Origin of the sequence: Bacillus sp. JJ1127 (genome assembly GCF_036965845.1) — a bacterium.
Lineage (GTDB): Bacteria > Bacillota > Bacilli > Bacillales > Bacillaceae_G > Bacillus_A.
The window spans coordinates 31873-51589 of record NZ_JBALQK010000048.1 but is presented as its reverse complement, the minus strand read 5'-3'; the positions used below and the strand labels follow the sequence as shown (position 1 = coordinate 51589).

The 19717-nt window shown below is 36.3% G+C and carries 18 protein-coding genes; 1 reads left to right on the top strand and 17 read right to left on the bottom strand.

Going from position 1 to position 19717, the window contains the following annotated elements; translation table 11 throughout:
• Positions 1-218 precede the first annotated feature (218 nt).
• The 13 genes from V7183_RS06155 to panE form a co-directional block, all read right to left on the bottom strand.
• Positions 219-986, bottom strand: coding sequence for a cell division protein FtsQ/DivIB (locus tag V7183_RS06155; RefSeq protein ID WP_335358986.1), 768 nt, complete (start codon positions 984-986; stop codon positions 219-221).
• A 98-nt stretch (positions 987-1084) separates the two neighbouring features.
• Entirely contained in the window at positions 1085-1990 is a 906-nt protein-coding gene (gene murB / locus V7183_RS06150) for a UDP-N-acetylmuramate dehydrogenase (protein WP_335358985.1), read from the bottom strand.
• Positions 1991-2041: 51 nt separating this feature from the next.
• Positions 2042-3145, bottom strand: a complete 1104-nt coding sequence (murG, locus tag V7183_RS06145) for an undecaprenyldiphospho-muramoylpentapeptide beta-N-acetylglucosaminyltransferase (protein ID WP_335358984.1) — start codon at positions 3143-3145, stop codon at positions 2042-2044.
• Between the two features lie 111 nt (positions 3146-3256).
• The gene (gene spoVE / locus V7183_RS06140) at positions 3257-4348 is read right to left on the bottom strand and encodes a stage V sporulation protein E (RefSeq protein WP_335359022.1); all 1092 of its coding nucleotides are present in this window, start codon (positions 4346-4348) and stop codon (positions 3257-3259) included.
• A gap of 90 nt (positions 4349-4438) precedes the next feature.
• A complete protein-coding gene (gene murD / locus V7183_RS06135) occupies positions 4439-5791 on the bottom strand; it encodes a UDP-N-acetylmuramoyl-L-alanine--D-glutamate ligase (protein ID WP_335358983.1) in 1353 nt (450 codons plus the stop codon).
• Positions 5792-6766: a phospho-N-acetylmuramoyl-pentapeptide-transferase gene (gene mraY / locus V7183_RS06130; RefSeq protein WP_097895079.1), complete on the bottom strand. Its 975-nt coding sequence runs from the start codon at positions 6764-6766 to the stop codon at positions 5792-5794. It lies immediately after the preceding gene.
• Between the two features lie 22 nt (positions 6767-6788).
• Positions 6789-8264: a UDP-N-acetylmuramoyl-L-alanyl-D-glutamate--2,6-diaminopimelate ligase gene (locus V7183_RS06125; protein WP_335358982.1), complete on the bottom strand. Its 1476-nt coding sequence runs from the start codon at positions 8262-8264 to the stop codon at positions 6789-6791.
• A gap of 280 nt (positions 8265-8544) precedes the next feature.
• Positions 8545-10461: a stage V sporulation protein D gene (locus tag V7183_RS06120; protein ID WP_097895075.1), complete on the bottom strand. Its 1917-nt coding sequence runs from the start codon at positions 10459-10461 to the stop codon at positions 8545-8547.
• A 102-nt stretch (positions 10462-10563) separates the two neighbouring features.
• On the bottom strand, positions 10564-12714 hold the full coding sequence (locus V7183_RS06115; protein WP_335358981.1) for a penicillin-binding protein: 2151 nt from the start codon (positions 12712-12714) through the stop codon (positions 10564-10566).
• 17 nt (positions 12715-12731) lie between these two features.
• A complete protein-coding gene (ftsL, locus tag V7183_RS06110; protein WP_097895071.1) occupies positions 12732-13097 on the bottom strand; it encodes a cell division protein FtsL in 366 nt (121 codons plus the stop codon).
• A gap of 14 nt (positions 13098-13111) precedes the next feature.
• On the bottom strand, positions 13112-14044 hold the full coding sequence (gene rsmH / locus V7183_RS06105) for a 16S rRNA (cytosine(1402)-N(4))-methyltransferase RsmH (protein WP_097895070.1): 933 nt from the start codon (positions 14042-14044) through the stop codon (positions 13112-13114).
• 369 nt (positions 14045-14413) lie between these two features.
• Positions 14414-16030, bottom strand: a complete 1617-nt coding sequence (bshC, locus tag V7183_RS06100) for a bacillithiol biosynthesis cysteine-adding enzyme BshC (RefSeq protein ID WP_097895068.1) — start codon at positions 16028-16030, stop codon at positions 14414-14416.
• Positions 16031-16109: 79 nt separating this feature from the next.
• On the bottom strand, positions 16110-16991 hold the full coding sequence (panE, locus tag V7183_RS06095; protein ID WP_097895067.1) for a 2-dehydropantoate 2-reductase: 882 nt from the start codon (positions 16989-16991) through the stop codon (positions 16110-16112).
• A gap of 319 nt (positions 16992-17310) precedes the next feature.
• Here panE and V7183_RS06090 point away from each other — a divergent pair, with 319 nt between their 5' ends.
• The gene (locus V7183_RS06090; protein ID WP_335358980.1) at positions 17311-17784 is read left to right on the top strand and encodes an N-acetyltransferase; all 474 of its coding nucleotides are present in this window, start codon (positions 17311-17313) and stop codon (positions 17782-17784) included.
• A 107-nt stretch (positions 17785-17891) separates the two neighbouring features.
• Here V7183_RS06090 and V7183_RS06085 read toward each other — a convergent pair whose 3' ends face one another.
• From V7183_RS06085 to V7183_RS06070, 4 genes are all read right to left on the bottom strand, one after another.
• On the bottom strand, positions 17892-18413 hold the full coding sequence (locus tag V7183_RS06085; protein ID WP_335358979.1) for an RsfA family transcriptional regulator: 522 nt from the start codon (positions 18411-18413) through the stop codon (positions 17892-17894).
• 186 nt (positions 18414-18599) lie between these two features.
• The gene (locus tag V7183_RS06080) at positions 18600-18725 is read right to left on the bottom strand and encodes a hypothetical protein (RefSeq protein WP_335358978.1); all 126 of its coding nucleotides are present in this window, start codon (positions 18723-18725) and stop codon (positions 18600-18602) included.
• Between the two features lie 131 nt (positions 18726-18856).
• On the bottom strand, positions 18857-19030 hold the full coding sequence (gene rpmF / locus V7183_RS06075; protein WP_001984764.1) for a 50S ribosomal protein L32: 174 nt from the start codon (positions 19028-19030) through the stop codon (positions 18857-18859).
• Positions 19031-19091: 61 nt separating this feature from the next.
• Positions 19092-19592, bottom strand: coding sequence for a YceD family protein (locus V7183_RS06070; protein WP_097895059.1), 501 nt, complete (start codon positions 19590-19592; stop codon positions 19092-19094).
• Positions 19593-19717: the final 125 nt, after the last annotated feature.

The window sequence follows — 19717 nt, the reverse complement described above, 5'->3', positions numbered from 1 at the left end:
TCTGTGAACGCCTGCTTTATTTTGAAATAAATCTACTTCAAATACAAAGATTACCGCCAAATATAAGTCTACACTAAGATGTACTCATAGAAAAGTGAAACTTGTACCAATCCTAGTACGAATCGAAGAAATCTAAATATTTTTCATCAAATCAATCCCTACCCAAGAGAACGTACGTACTGTTTTTATATAAAAAAAGAAACAAAACTACTATTCTTCTATTTCTTTTCTTCACCATCTAAATACTTGACATATGTCCCAACTTCTAAATCAATTAGAACTTTCTTACCTGGTTCTATTTGTTTCAAAATTAATGGATAAGCTTCCATACGCTTTGCGAAATCCTGAATAGTTGTACTAACTTCATAGCCTTCATTCATATATAAAGTAAGATGGTCTTCATTTGAATTCGTTGGAGTATAACGAATTTCAGAAATAGATCTTAGAATAGTCGGTGTTAATTTTTTTAGTTCTGCAATTAACTCTTTCATTTTTTCTTCTTTAAATGGTTCGAAAATCGGAGCTGCAACAGGCAATTTTCCATTTGGAAGCACATCAAGTGTTTTGCCGTTTTCTAAAAGTGGTTGTAATTTCCCACCCTTATTTATATACCCTATCGTTACATATTCTTCGATATGGATATCGATTTTGTTTGGAAAACGTTTCTTGACATTTACTGCTTTAATTTCTTTTTGTTTCGTTAAATTTTCTTCCGCCTTATGCGCTGTTACCCGAAAATAACTTGTTTCATATGTAACTCCAGATTCTTTCAGGACTTGTTCATCTGTCATGTAATGATTTCCAAAAACACTTATCTTTTTTATATTACTAAGTGGAGACCGAAAATAAATTAAAAAAAGTACTAATAAAAATAAAATCGATATGTATAAAATTAATCGGTGATTGACAGTTTTTTTATTCCTTTTCTTTTGATCTTTTAATTTAGGTACACGATCTTGTAGTCTAATAACTTTACTATTTTTCATGTACGATCCCCCTATGTAACATAAAGAACGGCATGTTCTTCATGCCGTTCTTATCTTCTTATTATACCATAAATGATAATGAGCGGAACATATAACAGTTATCTTCCAATGATTTCTACTTCTGTATGCATATCTATATCAAATTGTTCTTTGATTGTTTTTTTGACAAATGCGATTAAATCTAAAACATCTTGTGCTGATGCAGATCCTGTATTGACAATAAAATTTCCATGCATTTCAGAAATTTTCGCACCGCCAATTTGATACCCACGAAGACCAGCCTTTTCTACTAAATCTCCAGCAAAATGCGGTAGCGGATTTCTAAATATACTACCCGCACAAGGGTGATTCCATGGCTGTGTTTCACGGCGATAGTCTTTATTTTTTTGCATGATACGAACAATTTCTTCACGCTCTCCTGTTTTCAGCTGAAATTCAGCTTCTAATACAATACCAGGGCGCTTTGTTTGTAAAACAGAAGTACGATAAGAGAATTCCATCTCTTCTTTTGTTAACCACTTAACTGTCCCATCTTCAAACATAATGCAAGCTCTCATTAAAATTTTCGAGATATCAGATTTATGAGCACCAGCATTCATATATACTGCACCGCCAACACTTCCTGGAATACCACTTGCAAACTCTAATCCAGCTAGCCCTTGGCGACTAAGTAATGTCGACAACTTAATAAGAGGATATCCTCCACCAACTCTTACAATAGCTTCTTCTACTTCTAAGTGATCTAATCCTTCTCCTAAACGAATTACAACACCCTCGATACCTTTATCAGAAACAAGAAGATTCGAACCACGCCCAATTGCCGTCCATTTTGTTTTGTGTTTTGTTACCAAATCCAAAATTTTCTCAACACCGGCAGCATTGCTTGGCACAATTAAAATATCAGCTGGTCCCCCTATTTTCATAGTTGTATAACGAGCTAATGATTCATTTACGAATACCTTCCCAACTTTTGCTTCTATAAGTTCATTTGCTAATTGTTCCATGATGATCTCCCCCCATATTAAGTCTCCTTACTACAGTAGTATGCAGGGCCTTCACCTAACGTTATTTTCAACAAGCTTGTTCATTACTTCAAATAACTTGTTGGCTGCATCTGGAATTCCTAGCTGCTTAGCAGCTAGTTTCATATTTTGTAATGTTTGTGTGTCTAATAAAATCTCATCAATATCACGAAGAAGCGTTTCAGCTGTTAAATCCTTTTCAAGAAGCATTTTTGCCGCTCCTTTATCAACAACTGATTGTGCATTTTTCTCTTGATGATTATTTGTCACATAAGGACTTGGAATCAAAATACTTGGTTTCCCTAACGCTGTCAACTCAGCAAGCGTTGTTGCACCAGCTCGTGAAACAACAAGATCTACACCAGTAAGTACCTCCGGCATATTATGAATGAACGGTTTAATAATCACATTACCTGGATTCCCTTTTTGTTTCACAGCTTCCATTACTTTATCATAATGCACTTCACCAGTAATATACAATACTTCATAATTTTTGTTACCAAATTGTTCAATTGCTTCTACAAAAGCATCATTAATTGGTCTTGCTCCGCGACTCCCACCAAAAATAAGAACAGACTTTTTAGAAAGCGATAATCCAACAGAGCGCTTTCCTTTCATTCCATTTTGGTTCATTACTTCTGATGCACGTGGATTTCCTGTCATAACAACTTTAGATTGTGGGAAATGCTCAGACGCTGCTTCAAAACAAACAGCAACTTTATCCACATAGCGACTCAAAAATTTATTCGTTACACCAGGTACACTATTTTGTTCATGTACAATAGTTGGAATCCCTAATTTCGCTGCCGCATATACGACCGGACCACATACATAGCCACCTGTACCAATCACAACATCAGGATTAAACCGACGAATATATCTTTTACTATCCTGGACACCTTTTAGAAAACGCATTACTGTTTTCACATTATCAAGGGAGATTTTTCGCTTAAATCCACTAATAACAATAGATTGAAACGGTATACCTGCTTTTGGAACAATTGTGCTTTCCAATCCATTTTCCGTACCAATGTATAAAAATCGTGCTTCAGGATGTAGTTTTTTTATTTCCCTAATTAAAGCAAGGGCTGGATATATATGACCACCTGTGCCACCACCACTAACTAATACTCGCACTACAAATTCCTCCGCTTCTCTGTTCTAATTTCAATTGTAATTATTCCTACATTCATACTATATTTTCCGTTTTCTACACACAAACGAAAAACCCTGTCTTATAAACAGGGTTTAGTAGCGAGAGTGACGACTTATATTCAATAATACGCCAACTGCCATTAGCATCAAAGTCAAACTTGATCCACCATAACTTAGAAATGGCAAAGTAATTCCTGTAACAGGCATCAATCCCGTTACAACACCAATATTAATCATCACTTGAATCGCAATCATCGCCACAATACCTACTGCTAAAAACGTACCATATAAATCAGGCGCTCCTAATGCTATACGAATCCCGCGCCATAATAACAGACTAAATAATAATAACACAAACGAACCACCAATAAAACCTAATTCTTCGGATAAAATCGCAAATATAAAATCTGTTTGGGGTTCCGGTAAATAAAGAAATTTTTGTCTACTTTGTCCAAGTCCAAGCCCAAATAAACCACCCGGACCAATCGCAAGTAACGATTGAATAATCTGAAATCCACTTCCAAGCGGATCCGACCATGGATCTAAATAGGATGTAATCCGTTTCATTCGATATGGTGCCGATGCAATTAATCCAACAAATCCCGCTGCTCCAACTAATCCTAACATTGCAAAATGAAAAACACGTGCTCCCGAAATGAAAATCATTATGATACATGTCCCAACCATTACTGTTCCTGTTCCAAGATCCGGTTGAAGCATAATCATTCCAAAGGCAACAAATACAAAACCAAGTGCTGGGAGTAAACCATGTTTAAACGATGTAATCAACTTTTGTCTTTCTGATAAAAATTTCGCCAAAAAAATAATCATCGCGAATTTCATAAATTCTGATGGTTGAATCGAAAATGCTCCGATTCCAATCCAGCTTCGCGCTCCCCCTCGAACAAGTCCCACTCCAGGAATTAAAACAAGAATGAGGAGAATAAAACAAACGAGCAAAATTACTTTTGAATAGGTACGCCACACCCAATAGTCGATTTTCATAATAAAAAACATCGCTGCTACTCCAATTCCCGCAAATAATAGTTGTCGTTTTGCAAAAAAGAATGAATCACCCATCTTATAGGAGGCCCAGACAGCACTTGCACTGTAAACCATAATCATCCCGATTGTTAGCAACAAGAGCGTAACGATAATGAGAATGAAATCAGGCGTTTTTTTCATTGGCAATGAACACCACCTCTTTGGACGAAGCATTTTGTCCTATGTAACAAAACATCAGTAGGTGTTAGCCTACTGATGTTTTGATTTACTTTATATAAGTTTATGCACGGCTTGTATAAAAATGTCTCCTCTTTCTTCAAATGTTTTAAATTGATCCCAGCTTGCACATGCTGGTGAAAGAAGGATAACATCTCCATCTGTAGAATGAACGTAAGCTCTTTCTACCGCCTCTTCCAAATTATCGACACTTTCAATGATATCTATCCCTGCTTTTTCTGCTGCCTTCACTAACTTTGGTGCAGTTTGTCCAAATGTTACAATCGCTTTTACATGTTCAAAATATGGAATTAAATTATCAAATTCATTACCGCGATCAAGTCCACCTGCTAGTAAAATAACAGGCCCTGTAAATGCTGATAACGCCTTTTCCGTCGCTAACATATTCGTTGCTTTTGAATCATTATAAAACTTACGATTCTTAATTGTTGTTACGTACTCTAGACGATGTTTTACACCCGTAAAACGTTTTAATACTGTAACAATAGCCTCATTTGCTACACCTAATAATTTAGCAATGCTCATTGCTGCTAAAATATTTTCTAAGTTATGTTTACCAGGTAAAACGATATCCTGAATTCCAACAACTTTCTCGCCTTTAAAATAAAGAGCGTTATCTTTTACACACGCACCATCTTCAATTTCTTTCGTAGCTGAAAATAGTACTTTTTGCCCTTTACTATTTGCTGCTAAAGACATCACATCTGCATCATCTGCATTAATTACACTATAATCCGTTTCAGTTTGGCTTTTAAAAATATTTGCTTTCGCTAAACCATACTCTTTCTTCGTACCATGATAATCTAAATGCGCTTCAAATAAATTTAAAAATGCTGCGATTTTAGGTCGGAATGTTTCTACTCCCATCAATTGGAAAGATGAAAGTTCTGTAACAACTACTTCACTTTCTTTTGCCCCTTGCGCCACTTCACATGCTACCGTACCTATATTTCCAGCGATAACAGGGTGCTTTTGTCCTTCTTTCAACATTTCAAATGTTAGCATTGTCGTTGTTGTTTTACCATTAGAACCCGTAATTCCAACAAACGGTGCCTCTGAGATACAATACGCTAACTCTACTTCTGTTACAATCGGAATTTGTTTTTCTTTCGCTGCAACAAGTAATGGATTAGAATATGGAATCCCAGGATTTTTCACGACAAGTGAGATATTTCTTTCTAATAACTCTAATGGATGACCTCCACATACAACATCCATTCCTTTTGCTTGCAATTCTGCAGCTAGCGCATTATCAGCTAATGGCTTTCCGTCATTTACAATCACATTTGCACCTAAATTTTTTAATAAAGTTGCAGCTGCATAACCGCTTTTTGCGATACCTAATACAAGAATATTTTTATTTTGATAGTCAGTCACAGTTTTCAATTACATCCACACTCCGATATAAATTCCTAATACCGCTAATAAAAATCCTACAGACCAGAACGTTACAACAACACGCCATTCTGACCAACCACATAATTCATAATGATGATGCAGTGGACTCATTTTAAAAACACGCTTTCCAGTCGTTTTAAATGAAATAACTTGAATGATAACAGATAAAGTTTCCATTACAAATACGCCGCCAATAACAACAAGTAATAATTCTTGTTTTAATAAAATCGCTACTGCAGCTATCGCGCCACCTAAAGCAAGGGAACCTGTATCTCCCATAAATACTTTAGCTGGATTCGCATTAAACACTAAAAATCCAAGTACAGCCCCTACAACTGCCATACAGAAAATCGCTACTGCATATTGCCCTTGAGCAACAGCAATGATACTAAATGCCCCAAATGCAATTGCAGCTGTCCCTGATAACAGTCCATCTAAACCGTCTGTCAAATTGACTGCATTGGATCCACCAATAAGCATAAATAGCACAAGAATAAAATACGCCCAGTGTAAATCAAATTTAACATCCGTTCCTGGAATCATTAAATGTGTATCGAATCCCTGTCCTTTTGCGATGACAAAAAACGCAATTGCAATGACAAGTTGACCGATTAATTTTTGTTTTGATGTTAAACCAAGATTTCTTTTCTTAACGACTTTTATGTAGTCATCCAAAAAGCCAATCAATCCATAACCAAAAGTAACTAATAATAGTAATGATACTTCTGCACCTAAATATTCAAATTTAATTGCCATGATTAGTGTCGTCACCATCATAGACACATAAATAACAATACCACCCATCGTTGGTGTTCCTGATTTCTTTTGATGCGATTTTGGACCTTCGTCACGAATGCTCTGTCCAAACTTTAATTTTCGTAAAAATGGAATAAACAATGGCGAAAGGGCAACAGAAATTAAGAATGCCACCCCTGCCGTTACTAATAAACCTTGTTCAAGCACATGTAGTCCCCCTCTCATGTTGTTATTCTTTGTTGTTTAAACAATTCGAAATTGCTTCTTTAGCAATTTCACGATCGTCAAAATGATGTACTTCTTTTCCAATAATTTGATACGTTTCATGCCCTTTCCCAGCAATAATAATGATATCTTCCGCTTTCGCTTCAGAAATCGCATGGAAAATCGCTTCTTTTCGATCCACAATTACTTCATAATTATTCCCTTTTGCACCAGTTATCATATCATCCAAAATAGCTTGTGGATCTTCACTCCTTGGGTTATCTGAAGTCAAGATGGCATGCGTTGCATATGCTGTAGCAACCCCCGCCATAATTGGTCTTTTCGTCCGGTCACGATCACCACCACATCCAACAATACAGTACACATTCCCTTTCGCAAATTGCTTCGCTGTTGTTAGTACATTTTCCAAACTATCTGGTGTATGAGCATAATCGACAATAACTGTATAATCCTGTCCGCCATCCACAACTTCAAAACGTCCTGGAACACCAGTTAAACTTTTCACAACATCAATAATTATTTGTAAAGCCACACCAGAAACAAGAGACGCTGCTGTTGCCGCTAAAACATTGTATACATTAAACTTTCCTATTAATTTCATCGTAATATTTTTACTCTCATAAGGTGTAACGAGAGTAAATGTTGTACCACCGCTCGTCATGACAATATCCTTTGCCATAACATCGCTACGTGTATCAATTCCATAAGTAATAACCGTAGCCGCTGTACTTCTTATATATTCTTCCGATGCTGGATCATCATTGTTTAACACAGCATACTTTTCACGATTATGATGATAGCTATTACCAAGCTGTGCAAAAAGCAAACCTTTTGCATGTTTATATTCTTCCATCGTCTTATGATAATCTAAATGATCTTGTGTTAAATTTGTAAATACTGCCACATCATAATCGCAGCCATGTACACGGCCAAGATCTAATGCATGTGAAGAAACTTCCATTACTGCGCTATTTACGTTTTGCTCAACCATACGGTGAAACGTTTGTTGAAGTGTCAGTGCATCTGGCGTTGTATTTTTCACCTCGAATGTTTCATCACCGATTTTCATATTAATTGTTCCAATTAGCCCTGTTTTATGACCGTGCGCTCGCATAATCTCATCCATAATGTGCGATGTTGTTGTCTTTCCATTTGTACCTGTAATCCCAATTAAGTGCAACTTGTGTGTTGGCTGCTCATAAAAATAATCAGCTAGCACTGCCAATGAACGATAAGTATTTTTCACAAGTACAACTGGAACGTCAACATCAATCGGTCTTTCCGCAACAATAGCAGCCGCACCTTGCGCGGCTGCTTGCTTAGCAAAATCATGGCTATCAACCGTATACCCTTTCATACATACAAATAAGCTTCCATTTGTCACTCTACGTGAATCAGCTTCAATAGATGTAATTTCTGGATTTTCTTTTGGAACAACTGGAAAATCATGCAAACATGATACAAGTGTGTGCAACTTCATTTCACTAAACCCTCTCTACATTGTTTATTTATCTCTTACTTAATAGGCAATACATATCTCCCGCCTTCAAAATTAAGACGGAAGATTGTTGCCTAACGATCTGAAAATAGACCTGTTTATCAATGAGACGTACAATCATCTCAACTGACCAACTTCATCTTAGCCCTTATTTTCAGAAGAAATATATCGCATTTTCATAGAAATTAAATTTCTATGAAAACAAGTCTTCTATATTGAACTAACTTCCACCAATTGTATCATAAAACACAATCTCTTACCTTTAATTACCGAAGTAAATTCTAATTTTTGAGCCCTCTTTTACTTTAGCACCCGCTTCTGGTGATTGTTTAATTACCTTTTCTCCTTCACCACTTACATCGAGTTGTAAATCTACAAGCTGTGTTTGTAAATCCTTCTTATTCATTCCAATTAAATCTGGAACTTCTACAGTAGGCGTATCGCCCCATTTATATTCTTTTTCAACTTGCTCTTTTCTCGGCTCTACTCCCATAGCAGGAAGCGCATCACGAAGTATATTTCCAACAATTGGTGCAGCAACCACCCCACCAAATTGAGTTACTCCTTTCGGATTATCAACTGCAACATATACTACAATTTGCGGATCATCTGCTGGAGCAAATCCAATAAAAGATACAATATAGTTATTGTCTAAGTATTTTCCGTCTTTTACCTTTTGGGCAGTCCCCGTCTTTCCACCAACACGATAACCATCAATATATGCACCTTTACCAGAACCTTTCGCTACAACATTCTCTAACGCATAGCGAACCTTCTCTGATGTTTCCTTGGAAATAACTTTTCTTTTTGCAACTGGCGTTTTCTTGCTTACAACCTGATTATTCGATGGATCAACAAATTCCTTTGCAATATATGGTTGATATAACGTTCCACCATTTACAGCTGCAGCTACCGCAGCAACTTGCTGAATTGGTGTAACAGAAACACCTTGACCAAAAGAAGTCGTCGCTTGTTCAACTGGACCAACCTTATCTAAGTTAAATAAAATCCCTTTTCCTTCTCCTTGCAGGTCAATCCCTGTCTTCTGTCCGAAACCAAAATCCCGAATGTATTGGAATAACTTCTCTTTTCCAAGCCGATCACCAAGCTCAATAAAACCTGGGTTACAAGAGTTTTGGACAACTTCTAAAAACGTTTGACTACCATGCCCACCAGCTTTCCAACAACGTAGCCTAGCACCACCAACTTCAGCTGCTCCATCATCATAAAACGTATCTTTCTCTAAGTCTACTAATTTTTCATTTAAAGCAGCTGCCAATGTAATGATTTTAAAAGTCGATCCTGGCTCATATGTACTCCATACAGGCAAGTTTCGATTAAACACCTCTGGTGAAACACTCTGAAAATCTGCCGGATCAAAACTTGGACGACTCGACATCCCTAAAATTTCACCATTCTTCGGATTCATAGCAATTGCAATCATACCGTCTGGATTATAAGTGGATTCTGCTATATTAAGCTCTCTTTCCATAATTGTTTCGATACGAGAATCGATTGTTAATTTCAAATCCAGACCAGCCTCTGGTTTTTTAAAATCATCACCAACATTTGGCATACGTTGCCCTTTTGCATCTGCAAAAAAGCGGACATGACCTTTATCACCATTTAATTCTTTATCATAATACGCCTCAAGTCCCATAAGCCCCTGATTATCACTACCAGCAAACCCTAATACGTGCGATAAGTATTTTCCGAATGGATAATACCGAATAGAATCTTCAGCAATATAAACACCTTTTAAGCTTAAACCACGTACTTCTTTCGCCTTATCATGCGAAATTTTCCTTCCACCTTTATCCAATCTTACAATAGATTCTTTTTTTGTAACCCTCTTGTAGATTTCCTCTTTGTCCACACCTAAAACTGCAGCTAACTTCTCTGCAGTCTCTGCTGGTTTTTCAATTTGCCTCGGTACAACAAAGACAGTTGGCGCACTTTTATTTGTTGCAAGCTCTACACCGTTTCGATCTAAGATCTTCCCGCGCTCAGGTTCAAAAGTAATATTACGACTCCACGAATCCTTCGCACGATCTGTCAACATATTTCCAAGAAAAAACTGCACATATCCAAGACGAATATCAATAATTGTAAAAATAAGTATCCCAGATACCAGTATAAAAATAAGTCGTTTCCTAACAGTTACATTTGATACACGCATATTGGAACAAGCCTCCCTTACGCCTAGCTTGTTCCAATATATGCTTGTACCTATTTGATTAGAACTTTCTACTTTCGTTTATATCCACTCTTTATTTTCATGTTAAGGTTTATCCGCCTCTTGCTGCGGTTCAAGTGGTGGTACAAGTGTTACAGCTAATTCTGTACCAGGTTGCAGCAATGTTCCTTCCGCTACACTTTGTTCTGTTACATACCCTGTACCAGATGGTTTCAAGTTAAGATTTAACGTTTTTGCTAAATTCATAACATCACGCAGTGCCCAGCCCTGTATATTTGGCATTGTCGGTTTATCCCCTACTAAGAAAATTCGATCACCCTTCAATGTTTTTTCAGTTGCTTTTGGCACTTGCTGTTTCACTTTACCTTCACCTAGTATAATGGGACGGAATTTTTCTTTCTCTAACGCTGTTTTCGCCTCTTCCATCGCTTTTCCAGTAACATCTGGAACAACAGCTTGCTGTTCTTTCACATATTTCTTCGGATCTTTTACTTCTTGTGGTTTAATCTTTAAATACTCTAAACTATCTTTTGTTACTGATTTAAATATTTCAGCAAGTGGTTGTGCCCCGTATTCATTATCTTTTAATTTCGGTTTCTTAATTGCCAAATAGACAATCAATTGAGGGTCGTCTATCGGTGCCATACCTAGGAATGAGAAAATATAATTCTCTCTTCCAGTCATATAACCACCTTTTCCATCAGGAATTTGTGCTGTTCCTGTTTTACCACCAACCGAATATCCATCTATCTTGTAGGCATTCCCTGTTCCTTTCGGTGATGTAACAACACGTTCTAGTAACTGTCTTACTTGTGCTGCTGTTTCTTTTGAAACTGGCTTCCCTACCTCTTCTGGCTTATGCTGTAATTCTGCCTTCTCTGTTATTGGATCTACAATTCGATCGATTACGTAAGGTTTCATCATTTCCCCATCATTTGCAATCGCTGTTGCAGCTTGTACAAGTTGGATTGGAGTGACAGTAGAACCTTGCCCAAACGCTGTTGTTACTTGCTGAATTTGCGAATCAAATACAATTTTATTCGCAACTTCTCCTTGCAAATCAATCCCCGTCTTTTCATCCAGTCCAAATTTATGAATATATTGACGGAAAAGGTCTGGTCCAAGTTTTTGATCTCCTAAAATAGCAAATGCAACGTTCGAAGAACGCTCAACCCCTTCATCGAACGTAATAGATCCCCAACCAGCACCATCATTATGATCTTTTATTTTACGATTTCCAACTGAATATGTACCAGACTGATAATATTCCTGACCGTTATATTTACCTTCATTAATCGCTGCTGCCAATGTGAAAATCTTCATCGTCGACCCTGGCTCAAACGCATTTGCGACTGGCACATTTAAATAATTTTTAACATCAGGTTTATTGGGATCAAAACTAGGACTACTAGACATCGCTAATATTTTCCCAGTTTTCGGATCTGCTACAACTGCAGTTAACATTTCAGGTTCATAATGCTTCTCCGCCGCTTTCATCGCATTTTCCAAAAAGCTTTGAATGCGCTGGTCAATTGTCAAATACACATTATCTCCATTTTTAGGCGGTTTTATATTTTGTTTTCCGCCTTCAAGAGGAACTCCATTACGTCCCCCTGTATATCCCACACTTCCATTAGAAGCACGTAAAAATTTGTCTAAACTCTGTTCTAACCCATATTCTCCTTTTGTAATACCATCTTTATCATCTGGTCTTGCATAACCTAATACATAAGACGCAAAGTCTCCATTCGGATACACTCTTGCTTTTTCGGTAACAAATGAAATCCCTTGTATGTTAAGAGCTTCTATTTGTTCTTTCTTCTCTTTCGTCAAGTTCTTTCCTATCGTTCCAAACTCTACTTGGTTCTTATCTTTTTTTAAAGTGGCTAAAATTTCACCTTCGCTCGCTCCGAGTACACCTGCAATCTTTTTAGCAGCATCCTCTTTATCTTTTACAGGCTTTTCGCCTTTCAACGTTGCGACAAGCTTATAGGAGTTCGCATCTTGTGCTAACACATGTCCATTTTGGTCATAAATCGTTCCACGGTTCGCTTCAAGTATACCTGTTTTACTATGTTTATCTTGGGCAAGTTTCTCTAAGTCCTGATTATGCACTGTTCCTGTTGCTTGAATATAAAAGAATCGGGCTAGCAACAGCAAAAAGAGCAGGAGGAAAAATATCATAAAGTAACCTGCTCCCTTATTCGTATGAAGTTTGTTCATATTCATCTTCATATTTGTTTCACACCTATTTATTGTAGGCCTTTTACATTATTCGCGTTAATTTCTAGCCCGTGTTTTTTTGCAATTTCAGCGATACGCTCATAGCGACTTAATTTTTCTACTTCAGCTTGTAATTCTTGATTTTCTTTTTGTTGTTTCACAATTGTATCCTCTATATTTGCTGCTTCTGCATCAACTTGGTATAATCCAGCCTTATTACCAATAAAAGCTACACAGGCATATAATAAAAAGCCAATAAAAGCTACATACAACAGTTTCTCAATTCTTGTAATCTTCGCTTTAGCTTTTGGTTGTACCATCTGCTGTGGAACTTGAGATTGTAACTGTACCTGTTCTTGCGCTTGTTGTTTGTACTTTACAGCTAAATTTGTCATACCTCTCTCTCCTTTTATCGTTTTTCGGCGATCCGTAACTTCGCAGAACGCGCACGATTATTTTCTTCTAACTCTACATCAGAAGGTAAAAGCGGCTTTCTTGTGATAAGCTTTAGTTTCGGCTTAAACTCATCAGGAATAATTGGTAATCCAGGAGGAAGCTGTGGTGTTGTACTATTTCGTTTAAATGTTGTTTTACAAATACGATCTTCTAACGAATGGAATGTAATCACACTAATTCTTCCGCCAGGCTTGACCATTTCAATTGCAGATTCCAATGCTTCCTCAAATACTTTCAATTCATCATTTACAGCAATACGAATCGCTTGAAATACTCGTTTTGCAGGATGTCCACCTGTTCTACGAGCTGGAGCAGGAATTCCTTCTTTAATTAACTCCACTAACTCCCCTGTCGTTTCAATTGCCTTACTCTCACGATACGCTTCAATTTTTCTTGCAATTTGTTTTGAAAATTTCTCTTCACCATATTGGAAGAAAATTCTTACGAGTTGTTCATATGACCAGCTGTTCACAACATCATATGCTGTTAACGGGGCATCTTGATCCATCCGCATATCTAACGGCGCATCATGATGGTAACTAAAACCACGCTCTGGTGTATCTAATTGAGGGGAAGAAACGCCTAAATCAAATAAAATCCCATCTACTTCTGTAATACCTAATTCATGTAGCTTTTCTGATAAATAACGAAAGTTACTCTTCACTGTTACAAATTGATCACCATAAGAAGAAAATTTTTCTTTTGCATTTTGAATCGCAATCTCATCTTGATCAAATGCAATTAACTTTCCCCCTTCCGTTAGCTGGGATAATAGATAAGAACTATGACCGCCGCCACCTAACGTACAATCTACATATGTACCATCTGGCTTTATATCTAAGCCATCTACTGTTTCTTTTAAAAGCACTGTTACGTGTTTAAACATCGTTGCACCTACTCTTTTTCCAAATAATTATGCTGAACGCACTTCTTTCTCCTAGCTAATATATATAAGCTGGAAAAATAAACAATGTTAAAGTGCGACTCATTCAACTCACCATTAGTGAAAAGGATTATCCACTGATCGCAGCTTTAATTTATTATATACTAAATTTTATCATTTTTTGCGGGAATTTAAATAAAAACATGTCGAAAAACATAATAATACGTTTACATTTTGTGCTATTTTGTCATATATGTTTATTTTATTTATTATGAGCACTATTCAGTCATCTAATCATATAATTCAGAAAATTATTATTTTACAGGTAATTCCACAGAACAAAAATAAAATCCTGCTCCGAAGAGCAAGATTTTATAGTTTTATAACGTGATGCTTTCCATCCCAAGAATAAGACTGCTCCATCACTCTTTGAACAAAATCAAGACCGAACTGATTTAAATAATAACATATATTCCATACTCGTTCTTGCGGCGCTCCTAGTGGACGAAGCGCAAATTGTAGACGGCGAAATTTATTCAACTCAACTTCATGTTTTTTCTCAACATTTCGTTTTAACATTCTTTCTAACAATTCAATTTGTTCTTTAATTTTCCGCTCATTTTCTCCAGCAAAATCATTTAAACCAGGATCTATCCTTTTTACAAACTGTTGTAAGGATGTGTGAATTTCCATCATTCCCTTTTTCGCTTCAAGGAATTGCTCTTCTATTGGCTCTTCTATTTGATTAGACAGCCAGTTTTCACGTATTTCACCTATATCTTTTACAAACGGATCACTTTCTTGTAAATGTAGATCATATAAATCTGTTATAATATTCCGTTCCATATAGCTAATTGTAAGACGCGGAACAACCGGAGGCATTTGGAAACCAAACACATGAAATACTTGCTGTAATTCACTCCAGTACGCAATCTCACCTGGCCCTCCAATAAACGCTAATGTTGGGAAAATATATTCCTGCATAAGCGGCCTAGTTACAACATTATTGCTAAATCGCTCTGGATTTCTTTCCATTTCCCCTATCAATTCTTCATACGAAAATGAATACGTACCATCTTGCCCAACAAATTTCCCATTCTCTTCTTCTAACAATACACGCTCTTCGTCAATTTGCATAAATACATGTATTGCATTTGATTTGGTTTCAATAATTGGCTTATACCCTTGTTCTCTAATGATCTGCTGTTGACTATGAAGAGCTTCCTGAACTGCTTTATATTGGCTTATAATTTGTTTAAAAAAGGAAACTTCTAATTTCCTAAGTGCTGGATGATGTGAATCGACAAGAATCAAGCCTGTATCTGTAAACAGCTTCATAATGAGGTGTGCGAAGAAATCTACATATGTCCGAGACTTCTGCAAGGCATCCTCAACGAATTGTAATACATCTTTTGTAAAATTTGTTTCTGGATACGTTTTAAAAATCTCATCGATCCACTTTCTGCAGTCTTCAATTGAAAGATCCGATTCAGAAGCACTTACCTTTTTAGGATGACGATCATGAAAAATCATCTTTTTTATTTTTTTATTTTTTGTTACAAATGTATGATTAATTTCATCAATGTCATGATCTTCACCAGCAATCCAAAAAACAGGAACAACTCGAACCCCTAGACTTGCTTCTTTCTCTTTCGCAAGCTGTAATATCGAAATAATTTTATGCACTGTATAGAGTGGTCCTGTTAATAGTCCAGCTTGTTGTCCTCCGATAACAACATATGTATTTTCATCTGCAAGCGCTTCTATATTACGAAGCGTATATTCTCCAGCATGTAACTGTGTATTATATTTTAATAAATGCTCCACCAAATCTTGACGGAAAAACTTTTTATCACGTAAATCATGCAGACGTTGTTTAAATCCATCTTCTGTTAACTGATAGTCAAAACATGCCTGTATCTCTTTTTCGCCCTTCCTATAGTCCGCCGCAACACCTTGTAGCGGAACAGAGATTTCTTTTATCTCCATATAATTCTTCCTTTCGTATCCTGTTCTCTCACCAATCCACATTGTAGTCAATGTTTGATGCAAAAGCAAAGAATATACCTTACCGCTCTAATCCTCTTATTGCGTTATACAAAAACTGAAGTGTAGGTACTTGTTTTTGCTGTTTCTTCGCTTCCCCCAACACATAACCAACAATAGCGTCAATTTCTGTTTTTCGCTTTCCCTTCACATCAGCTAACATGGAAGATGTATTACTAGACGTTTTTTCACACACACGACAAACCATTCGCCACAGCTCTTCTTTTTTTTCCTCTCTAATAAGAAATATAACTTCATTAAATACTTGCTTCATTGCTTGATAAAAAAATGGATTTGATAATAATTCTCCGTTTTGCACTCCAAACAGCGCTGTTAAAGGATTAATACATACATTCACTACCAATTTATTGTACATTGTCTGTTTCCAATCATTCTCTACTTGTAACGAAAACAATTGAGAAGAAAAACAATTGAATACCGCTTCAAATGGAACATGATTACCACGTACCAGACCAAACTTTGTAACACCTATCCCGGTATGATGTACTGTATGTTCATTCACCTTTTTTGCTCCATGTTCTACAATACCTACAGCTATATTGTCACACTGTAATTTTTGCATGACTTGAAGATGAGACATCCCATTTTGCAAAAAGATTAGTTGTTGTTGTTCAGTTATAAAAGGCAGTATATCAGTTAAATGATACTGTTTTACAGCAATGAATGTATAATCCAATCTCTCACCTAACACATTTTCTAATGGCAAAACATTCGGAAATACAGTTTCTCGTTTTCCATTTCGAATGCACGTTATCCCCGTCTGCATTATTCTTTCTGCTTGCTCGAATGTTCTTGTAAACAATGTAACATCTTGCCCATTTTTTTTAAAATAAAATGCATAAAGTAGACCAATGGCTCCCGGACCAACAATTCCAATCTTCATTTCTCTTCACGCAAGAGCCTCTCCTAAATCACTAGATATAAAAATATCTTGTAGTCCATTCAGAGCCCTTGACTCCCCCCATCTAATATGTATTGCTATAACATTGATTATATCCTATTTATCATTCACCAAACATAGCTTCTTCTCTTACATGTATATATTGATTACCAATACATTTCATATTCCAGTGTAGCAAATTTTCAAAAAATACCGAAAGAAATTTTCTATGTTCTTCATAAAAATGAAAAAATAAGTTATAATATTATTGAAAATATTTATACTTTTCTTTATTTATAAGACAAGAAAAGGACGTGGTGAAATGACATTCCCAAAAGTTGAGCGCTTGCTCATCAACTATAAAACATTAGATGAATTCAAAAAATTCAAAGGCTGTGGTGCTCAAGAACTCTCTATGTTTGAAGAATTACAAGCAAATATTATTGAAAACGATAGCGAATCCCCATTTTACGGCATTTATTACGGTGGATCTCTTATCGCACGTATGAGTTTGTACATGAGAAGACGTGGTGAGGCAAACCTTGAAATTACAGGATCTTACGTAGAGCTTTCCAAACTTGAAGTATTACCAAACTTCCAAAATCAAGGTTTCGGTCAAATGCTTGTTAATTATGTGAAACAACTGCAATTTCCTATTAAAACAACAGCACGCATTCAATCTGCCGCATTTTGGGATAAACTAAATTTCCAAAAAACAACAACGACTGATGGCGAATTTTATATTTGGTACCCAAAAACTAATTTGAATGCGGTTACAAACGAAGAATCTGCGTAAGGGGACACTTTAATCAGTGTTCATCGTCTACTGATTATTAACGAGCAGCAAGCTTACTGCTTGTTAATAGCAGGATAAAAATAAAAACAGCTGTTACTCAGCTGTTTTTATTTTTTTAACTTTTCTAATATTTCATGCTCATGAACAGCATCTTTTTCTTTTACCTCTAGTACCATTACACTTCTTTTTTGATCAATATAGTCAAGCAAAGTTCGATACTCTTCCTCATATACCGCTAAACGCTGAAGAAGCCATTCTTTCTCCTTTTGCAGTAATTCAATTTTCTGTTGCAATACTTTTGATTCTTTTTCATCTTTATATTTTTGTAAGAAATCAATAACATCATTCAATGTAATAGATATAGATGAATTTTCTACCACTTTCGGTTGCTTCACTTCATAATTCTCTACCTTGCGAATTTGTTTCGCTTCTTCAATACGTTCTTTATACTGCTTTCTAACGTAAGAATTCCATCTGAAGCCACAGGCTGCAGGTGTACGAGATAAATTCCTACCTACCTCTTTAAAGGCGGAAAGTTGCGTTCCTCCTTCTCGAATATGCCGGAGTACTACTTCTGCCAGAAGCAAATCTTCATCATCATTCCATGCATCTTGTCGTGTTGTCGCCATCTTTCTAGTCCTCCTTATGCATTTTTTATTAAACATATGCAGTTACTAGAAAAGATAGAATGCCAACATGCAAAGAATATCTTTTTCTATTTCTTTAAAGTTGTAACAATCGCTCGCCTATGCTCTTCCAATTCCCATAACCGTGCACATTCTGCACAAAATGACTACACACTTCAGCCCATCTTCTTATCTAATGTCTTGTATCACTTTTTCTAATGCATCCATCATTTCACCAGTAATTGCATCGTGATGTTTCGGCCGATTTAATGTAACCCATATTACCGCTTCTTTATGTTCTACTAAAAGGTTCACAATCCTCATCTCTCCCTTTCCTTCACAAAGTTATGTTTGAGAAAAATGGCAAAAAACTTTTCATTCTTCTTAATAGAAAAAGACAAAAAAAATAAACGTAGAAGATACTCTTCTACGTTTATTTTTTGCAATTACTTGCTGATTACTTCTTTACCTTTGTAAGTACCGCATGCTTTACATACACGGTGAGCTAATTTCGCTTCACCACAGCTTGGGCACTCTACCATACCAGGTACTGATAATTTGAAATGCGTGCGACGCTTTCTTTTTACTGTTTTAGAAGTTCTTCTAAAAGGTACAGCCATTCTTCCCACCTCCTTAAAAGAAATAGTTATTTTCATATGAAGGCCTGAACCAGTCTTCCGATTATTTGTCAAAAAACTTTGCAAGTCCTGCTAATCGTGGATCAACAGGCTTTTCTTTGCTTTCTTCCGAAATCACTTGCCAGTCTTGACCTTGCGTCGGTGCTCCACCGGAAACATCATCACTGAAAATTTGCATTGGAATCTCCAAAAGTATATTTTCCTTGATTATAGGGAGTAAGTCAAGTACTTCTCCTTCTAAACAATGGATTTCAGCTTCCGTTTCATACTCTTCTTCTGAAGTTTGGAACACCTCAGTTGTTTTAATGTCAAATGGTAATGTCACATCTACTAAAGAGCGAGAACATGGTAAAACCATGCTTCCAGTTATATGTAGATGAAACGTAAACTTACCGGAGCCAAAATCAACTCTACCTGTTACATGGACAGGGTGAATTTCACGAATTTCTTTCTCGACTTCTTTTAGCTCACTTACATCTACCATCTCATCTAATGTCAATCCTTTATGTCTCAATTTGTTTAATTGATGGATGGACCATTTCATATCATATCACCTCAAGGCAACAAACAAAATTATAGCTAGCCATTTTATATTTGTCAATGTTTTTTCTTTACACTATAATGGAGTCATTATAGTAAATAATATATAGAGTATCATGTTTTTAGAAA